The sequence below is a fragment of the Arthrobacter sp. GCM10027362 genome, assembly GCF_042679445.1.
In the GTDB taxonomy this organism is placed as follows: domain Bacteria; phylum Actinomycetota; class Actinomycetes; order Actinomycetales; family Micrococcaceae; genus Crystallibacter.
In genome coordinates this window covers 1-7,080 of sequence record NZ_JBHTML010000193.1, presented here as the reverse complement: position 1 = coordinate 7,080, position 7,080 = coordinate 1, and the positions used below count along the sequence as shown (strand labels likewise).

At 70.0% G+C, this 7,080-nt stretch carries 5 protein-coding genes; 1 reads left to right on the top strand and 4 read right to left on the bottom strand.

Annotation, left to right across the window (positions count from 1 at the left end):
• The first annotated feature begins 69 nt into the window (after positions 1-69).
• Positions 70-1,044 carry an NAD(P)H-quinone oxidoreductase gene (locus ACFQ36_RS19140; RefSeq protein ID WP_377016519.1) on the top strand — a complete coding sequence of 325 codons (975 nt, stop codon included), beginning with the start codon at positions 70-72 and terminating at the stop codon, positions 1,042-1,044.
• A 346-nt stretch (positions 1,045-1,390) separates the two neighbouring features.
• Here ACFQ36_RS19140 and ACFQ36_RS19135 read toward each other — a convergent pair whose 3' ends face one another.
• From ACFQ36_RS19135 to ACFQ36_RS19120, 4 genes are all read right to left on the bottom strand, one after another.
• A complete protein-coding gene (locus ACFQ36_RS19135; RefSeq protein ID WP_377016517.1) occupies positions 1,391-2,536 on the bottom strand; it encodes a flavin reductase in 1,146 nt (381 codons plus the stop codon).
• 9 nt (positions 2,537-2,545) lie between these two features.
• Positions 2,546-3,955, bottom strand: a complete 1,410-nt coding sequence (locus ACFQ36_RS19130; RefSeq protein WP_377016515.1) for an MmgE/PrpD family protein — start codon at positions 3,953-3,955, stop codon at positions 2,546-2,548.
• A 9-nt stretch (positions 3,956-3,964) separates the two neighbouring features.
• Positions 3,965-5,467 carry a 4-hydroxyphenylacetate 3-hydroxylase N-terminal domain-containing protein gene (locus ACFQ36_RS19125; RefSeq protein ID WP_377016512.1) on the bottom strand — a complete coding sequence of 501 codons (1,503 nt, stop codon included), beginning with the start codon at positions 5,465-5,467 and terminating at the stop codon, positions 3,965-3,967.
• A gap of 220 nt (positions 5,468-5,687) precedes the next feature.
• Positions 5,688-7,080: carboxylesterase family protein (locus tag ACFQ36_RS19120; protein ID WP_377016509.1), on the bottom strand; the 1,393-nt coding region annotated here is incomplete at its 5' end.

Genomic DNA, 7,080 nt, shown 5'->3' with positions numbered 1-7,080 from the left:
GCACGCGCTGGCCGCCTACGCACCGGAGCTCGCTGCAGCGGTCCCCGCGGCCGCACAGGCCGGCTAACGGTGCGGGCAGTCCGCAGCCGGACGGCCGGCGGCCCGGAAACACTAGCCGTCGAAGAGCTGCCGGACCCGGTACCGGCGGCCGGCGAGGTCCTGATCGACGTCGCCGCCGCCGGGCTCAACCGGGCGGATTCGCTGCAGCGCCGGGGCCGCGCCAACCTGCCGCCCGGTGCCAGTGACATATTCGGAATGGAAGTCTCCGGTACCGTGGCCGAACCTGGCCCCGGCACCGGAGACTTCCGGCGTGGCGAGGAAGTAGTGGCCCTGCTGGACTCCGGCGGGTACGCCACCCGGGTTGCCGTCCCGGCGGCGCAGGTCCTTCCGGTGCCGCGCGGAATCGGCGTTATCGACGCGGCGGGACTGCCTGAAGCCGCGGCGACCCTGGTCTCCAATCTCTGCATGGCCGCCCGCTTCCGGGCCGGCGAAACCGTCCTCATCCACGGCGCCACCGGCGGCATCGGGACCTTCGGCATCCAGCTGGTCAAGGCCCTCGGCGGGCGGGCCGCGGTCACCGCCTCGTCCCCCGCGAAGCTGGACGCTGCGGCGAAACTGGGCGCGGACATCCTGATCAACTACACCGCCGAGGACTTCGCCCAGGTGATGGCCGAGGCCGGCGGGGCGGACATCGTCCTGGATACCGTGGCCGGCCCATACCTGAACCGGAACCTGCAGGCGCTGGCCCCCTGCGGCCGGATCGTCACCATCGGCATGCAGGGCGGTTCGCAAGGCCACCTGAACTTCGCCATGCTGATGAAGAAGAAGGCCTCCGTCACCGGAACCCTGCTGCGCGACCGGCCGGCGGAGCAGAAGGCCGGGATCATGGCCGCGACCCGCCGGCTCGTGTGGCCGCTGCTCGAATCCGGGGACATCACCGTGACCACGGACCGGGTCTTCCCGCTGTCCCAGGTAGCGCGGGCGCACGAGTATTTCGATTCCAAGGATCACGTCGGCAAGGTCCTGCTGGACTGCCGGCGCTGAACGTACCGCCGGAAAAGATCCGCCGGCCACGTAGCTCGCCCTGCGAGCGCATCGAGACCTGGCGGCGTTCGTACGTCACCAGGTCTCGCTATGCCGCCGTGAACGTCCGGGCTTCCCGGCCGCCTGCCGCAGGCCTTCCCCATCCCGGCGCATCAGGGCCTCCCGTTTGGCCGGCTCCAGCGCGAGGCGGCGCTCCAAGTCCCGGGTACTGCCGGCACAGCTCGCAGGGCCCTCACCCGGCCAACGACCAACGGACGGCGGGGCCACACCGGGTCTCGAGACGGTCGCGGCGACCTCCTCGACCACACGATGCGGCCCCGCCGTCGTCGACGGGTGGCCCGGCGGCCTAGACCTCGCCGCCGTGGCGGTTGATCACGTCGCTGGCCAGCTGCTTGCCGAAGGCGGTGTGCGCGCGCAGGGCTTCAGCGGCCCCGGCCATGTCGCGGGCCTGCAGCGCCGAGGTGAGCTCGGCAATGTGGCTGTGGTCCATCTGCCGGGCCCATTCGTCCCCGCTGAGCGCCTTGCGCCAGAGGGTGCCGATGCCCAGCCGGCGGAAGGCGTCGGTGAGCTGGGCCGAGCCGGCCACTGCCACCAGGCGGTCGTGGTACTTGACGTTGACCTTCAGGAACTCGTCGAGTCCGTCCTCGCCGCGGGCGCGCAACCGGCCCAGCTCGGCGGTCAGGCGGGCCAGTTCGGCGACGTCTTCCTCCGTGAACTTATCGAAGTGGCTGGCCAGTACGCCCAGTTCGATCGTCGCACGCCCGTCATAGACGCTGTCCATGAGTTCGTGGGTAATCGGTGCGGGCAGGAATCCACCCTTGTCGCCGCGGGTGACCAGTGCTTCGGCAGTCAGCTTGACCAGCGCGTTGTGCACGTGGTCGGCCTCGGACTTGACTGCCGCGGCGATCACCGCCGGCTCCAGCTCCTGGCCCAGCGGGGTGCGGCGGTGAAGCACCCAGTCGCGTACGGCGTCATAGGCGGCCAGTTCCTTGACCCGCTCCAGGCGCCCGAAGGTGCCGCGGTAGTAGGCCAGCGGCTCGGCGCCTTCCCGGGCGCTGGCCTCGGCGACCAGGCCGAGGAAGACCGTGTGCGTACCGCCGGTGGGAGTCTCTTCCACCTTGCAGACGATCTGGGCCAGGGCGCCGTCGAGCAGCGGCACGCCGCCGTGTTCGGAGCGGGTGACGGACACGCCCTCGAACTTGTTGCCGCCCTTGCGCCCGAACTTCATGGCCAGGTCGCCCTGGTCCTCGGCGAGGATGTTGATGCCGAACCAGCCGGCCTTGAGCACGGCGTCATGGGTGTTGCTGGAGCGGTTGAGGCAGGCCAGCATCATCGGCGGTTCCATTGACAAGGACGAAACGGCCGAGGCGGTGGTTCCGAACGGCTCGCCGTCGGCCACCGTGGTAATCACGGTGACGCCGGAGGCGAAGTGGCCGACGACGTTGCGGAAGACCAGCTGGTCCACGCCGAACTCGATGGTGTTGGTGCTCATTGTTACCTCCTAGGGATGCGCCGGCGTGAACAGCTTCACGAGCGCGGTGATGTCCTCGAGGGACTCCAGCTTGTTGATGGTCGCGACGGCCTCTTCGGCCGCGGCGCGGCCGATGCGCCCGCCGAACTCGACGTTGGCGTAGTACTTGTCCAGGATTTCGGCCTCGGACAACGGCGCCGTATGGATGTCCCCGCGCGGCGCGTCCACCCGGCGGTGCAGCCGGGAGCCGTCCCGCAGCAGCAGTTCGACCTCCGCGGTCAGGGACTCGTGCGGCGGCAGTGAATCGACCAGCGTGACCTTCGCCAGCAGGGCCTGCAGCCGCGGATCGTCCATGTGCTCCACGGTGAGGTGCTCGGGCCGGACGGTCCTGTACATCAGCGCCGTCGCGGCGGTGAACCGGATGCTGAACGCCCCGGAAACCTCCGGGCACTCCCCGATCTCGAAGGGCTGGCCGACGAATCCGGCCAGGGTGCGGGGCGTGACGTGGATGCGGATCTGTTCGATCGCGTCCAGGTCCAGCTGGTTTTCGGTGGCCAGGCGCACGCAGGCGTCCAGCGAGGGCTGGGCGGCGCGGCAGGAGGCCCAGGGTTTGATGACGCAGTCGGCGTAGAACTCCTCGCCCAGCCGGTGGGTGATCTTCTCCGGGGCCGGCTGGGCGCAGTACATGTCCAGGAAGCCGTGGCGGCCGCCAATGGCGTCGACCGGGCCGGTGAAGCCCAGCTCGGCCAGCTCCGCCGAGACGATCGCGTTGCGCGCGGCGAAGGCCATCGGCAGCTTGAACGCCAGGGTCTGGTCGAAGATATTCGCCACCGTTCCGGCCAGCTGGTTCTCCACGATGCCCAGCGCGTTGCGCAGCTGCTCCCGGTCCAGCCCCATCAGTTTCGCCGCGACCGCCGTGCCGCCGAGGCCGTTGATGGTGCCGGTATTGTCCTGGCCGCCATAGACATCGAACCCGGAGGCCACCCCCAGCCGCGAGGCCAGGTCGTCGCCGAGGATCAGCGCGGTGAGCAGGTCCTTGCCGCCGGCGCCCTGCCGCTCGGCCACGGCCAGGGCGACCGGGACGGTGGTCCCGGAAATGTGCGCGGCGACCTGGGTCCGGTCCGGCCCCTCGGCACCGATGGCCTCGAAGTCGTAGGAGCGCATCATCACCGCGTTCGCCATCGCCGCATGCTGGGCCGGGATGCGCAGCCCGTGCACCAGCACGCTGGCTTCCGGTGCCCCGCCCCAGCGGGCGGCCAACTGCATGACGGCGCCATTGCCCTGGGCGCGGTGGCCCGCGGCGATATTGCCCAGCGAGTCGATCAGGCGCACCTTGGCCCGCTCCACGGCCCGCCCGTCAATTGCGTCAAAGCCGGTTTCGACGATGTGCCGGACCACCTGGTCGGTGAGCGTAACCGTGGCTTCGGTTGTTGCCGTCATGCCCTGCCCCTAGTTCCGGGCGCCGACGGGCTGGCCGGGAATGATGACGCCGGGTTCCTCCTGCGGCACCGGGGCCACGCCGGCCTCTTCGAACATGGCCCGGTAGGCGCCGGTCTCGCCCTTGGCCTGGGCCTTGCGGTGGTCCAGCGCCCGGGCGCGGCCGACGGAACCGAGGTAGAAGCGCTCGTAGAGCTCGATTCGGCTGCCCAGTGCGGAGCCGGCGAAGTCCCAGGCGGTGCGGAAGATCCGGGCGCGCTCCTCGGCGGGGATGCCATTGGCGCCGGGCAGGTATTTCTGCAGCAGCGGGCCCAGGCGCGGGTCCCGGAAGGCGGCCTGCGTCGGGGTTGCCAGCAGGTTGTGGGAGCCCATGGACTTGATGATGTCGTTGACCCGGGCCATCCAGACCGGCATCACGGTGCGCAGCGAGCTGATGTCGTCGTGGCAGAAGAACGCTCCGCCGCCCCAGTCGGAGGCGTTCGCCTCGGCCGAGTGCACCACCGCGCGGGCGATGCGCAGGTAGGAGTAGATTTCGCCGAGCATCGAGGCCACGTCCGGCTTGGACTCGGTGCCGGTCACCTTGGCCATCTGCGTGCACAGGTCGTAGGCGAACTCGAGCTTTACGCTGGCCCGGATCGCGGTCTGCTGCTGGGTGTTGCCGGTGGCGGTGCCGGCATTGAGGGAGTTGTAGACCTCCAGGTCCCCGTCGATGAAGACCCGGTGCCATGGGACCAGCACGTCGTCGAAGATGATGACGGCGTCCTGCTCGTCGAAACGGGAGGAGAACGGCCTGTCGGCGACGTCGGCGTCGATGCCGTAGTGGTCGCGGCAGACGGCCACGACGCCCGTGGTGGCCACCGGGATCGCGAAGGAGAGCGCGTACTCCTCGAAGCCCTTCTGGATCGGGGTGGCCGGGTAGACGTAGAGTTCGTCGGCAATCGGGCCCAGGGTGGCGAGCATCTTGGCGCCGCGGACGACCAGGCCTTCCTCGGTGCGCTTGACCACCCGGAGGGTCAGCTCCTCGTTGATGCCCTGCAGTTCGCCGACGCTCTTGTCGATTGCGGCATGCACGATCGTGTGGGTCAGGGCCAGGTCCTTCTCGATGACCTCGCGGTGGTAGGCTGCCAGGCGCTCATGGAAGACCGGGTCGCCGGAGCGGTCGAAAATGTCCTTGCGCGAGACGTGGCCGGCCAGGACCACGTTCACGTAGTCGGGAGTGCGGCCGAGCATGCCGTTGGAGTAGCGCGCCAGGCGGTCGAAGGCGCGGTGCCGGGTGGCGATGTCCCCGGCGTTCTTCGGCAGCATCAGGCTGACGTTCATCTGCCCGCCGGTCACCGGATCCACCGTCAGGCAGTCCGCGGCGTACTTGTGCTGGTAGTCGAAATAGGCGGCCATCCCCTCGATGGATCCGCGGAACGCCGGATGCTCCAGGACGTTGATGCGCTCTTCGCCCAGCCACACCTCGCGGCCGTCGGCAAGGCCCTGCTTGTATTCGGAACCGGTGCGTGCGGTCACGTCAAACTCCTTCGAAAAGTCTCCGCGGCAGACCCTGCTACCGCATAATCTAGATGAAAATATATTCTTTACCTAATTCTATAAACCAGTTGCCGGATTGGCAATAGCTTTCGTGACATGGGCCACCCCTGCCGGCCGTCGAACCTTAAACTTCGAACCTTAAATAGGAGCGGGGTGTCCCGCCTGCCCGCAGGCGGGACACCCCGGAGGACTGCCGCGGCTAGCGGCGCGGCAGCAGCCCCGCTTCGGCGGGAATGAACCCGGTACCGCGGGCCCCGATCCGGTAGGCCTGCGGTACCGCCGGATCGAACGGGGGCAGCATGCCGCCGTCGGCAGCCCGGGCCGCACCGTCGGCCACGAAACCCAGCAGCAGGCCGCGCAGGGCGGCGCCGGCGTCCTCGAACACCTCCTGCGGAACGCTGTCCAGCATGGGGGCATCGGACCAGTCCGCGCGGTTGCCGAAGAGGAAGGGAACCTCGAAGCAGTGCGCGCTGCCGGCGCCCTCCAGCGGGCTGCGCACCGCGAACCGGGACACCGCCGTGTCCACTCCGGCTGCACAGGCCCGGTCGGCGAGCTCAAAGGCCGCCAGGCGCAGCTGGTGCAGGCTCATTGCCTCCACCAGCCTGGCGTGCTCCGTGGCCCCCGGCAGGGCCGCCTCCAGCCAGGCCAGCGTTGCCGGTCCGTCCTCGAAGTGGGTGCCGACAAACCCGGCCAGCCGCTCCGGTCCCACCGCGGCAACGGGCAGGGCCTTGAGGAAGGCCGCCGCCTCGTCCTGGGTGGTGTTCAGCAGCAGCGAGGAGACGTGCAGACGCCGGGCCGCGGCGGCGAAATCGAACAGGTCCGCCGGGACGATGGCGTCCGCGGCGGGCATCAGGCCCAGCCCGCGTCCGGCATAGGCCCTGGAAACGGCGCCCTGGGCCTGCAGCAGGGCGCCGACCGGCACCTCGCCCAGGTCCTGCATGCCGCCGCCCAGCGCCTCGACCAGCAGCTCGTAGCGCTCCGCGTATTCGGCCGGGGCCAGCGGGGGCTGCCAGGCCAGGCTCAGCAGGGCGGTGCGCTGGAACAGGCCTCTGGCCTGTTCCAGCTGGCTGAGCAGGTAGGCATAGAACGCACCGGCCGACTGCCCGGCCAGGGTCACCCGCGAGGGGTCGCCGCCGAAGCGGCGGATGTTCGCGTGCACCCAGCGCAGCGCCTGAAGGATGTCCCCCACGGCCAGGTTCGACGGCGTCCGGGCGTCCCCCACCAGCCCGAGCACTCCGAGGCGGTAGTTCACGGTGACGACGACGGCACCGCCCTCCCGGGCGAGGCGCTCGCCGTCGTACCAGCGCACCGTGCCGGCGCCGCTGATGAACGCGCCGCCGGGCAGGTAGACCAGCACCGGCGCATCCTGCGCATCCTCGGGTGCCCAGATATTCAGCTGGAACGCATCCTCGCTCTGCGGCAGCTCCATCAGGGCCGGCCCGAGCAGCCAGTCCAGGGCTCCGGGCGCCTGGGGGAAGGCCGCCGGCCCGGACTGGGCCGGCACCGAGGACGGCTCGCCGACGGGACTGAAGCGGTCGGCCGGATCCAGGCGCGCACCATAGCGGACCCCGAGGGCGCGCACGACGCCGTCG